The sequence below is a fragment of the Rhizobium ecuadorense genome (genome assembly GCF_001187535.1).
Taxonomy (GTDB): domain Bacteria; phylum Pseudomonadota; class Alphaproteobacteria; order Rhizobiales; family Rhizobiaceae; genus Rhizobium; species Rhizobium ecuadorense.
In genome coordinates, this window is the sequence record NZ_LFIO01000287.1 from 1 (window position 1) to 222 (window position 222).

The 222-nt window shown below is 60.4% G+C and carries 1 protein-coding gene; it reads left to right on the forward strand.

Going from position 1 to position 222, the window contains the following annotated elements; all coding sequences use genetic code 11:
* Positions 1–222 (forward strand): TetR/AcrR family transcriptional regulator (locus AF337_RS06525; protein WP_152970938.1); only part of this gene is annotated, 222 nt, incomplete at both ends.

Sequence of the window (222 nt, forward strand, 5' to 3'; positions counted from 1 at the left end):
GGGATGCTGCTCTCCAAAAGGCGATGGTGCTGTTCTGGCGGTACGGCTATGAAGGGACATCTCTCGCCACATTGACCGCCGCGCTCGGGGTCAAACCGTCGAGCATCTACACCGCCTTCGGAGACAAGAAGTGGTTGTTTCTGGAGGCTGTCGAACTCTATCTCGCGAGCGGGCCGGCAGTTGAGGACGTGGTCAGCGACGGAAAGTCGCTCACGGAGGTCG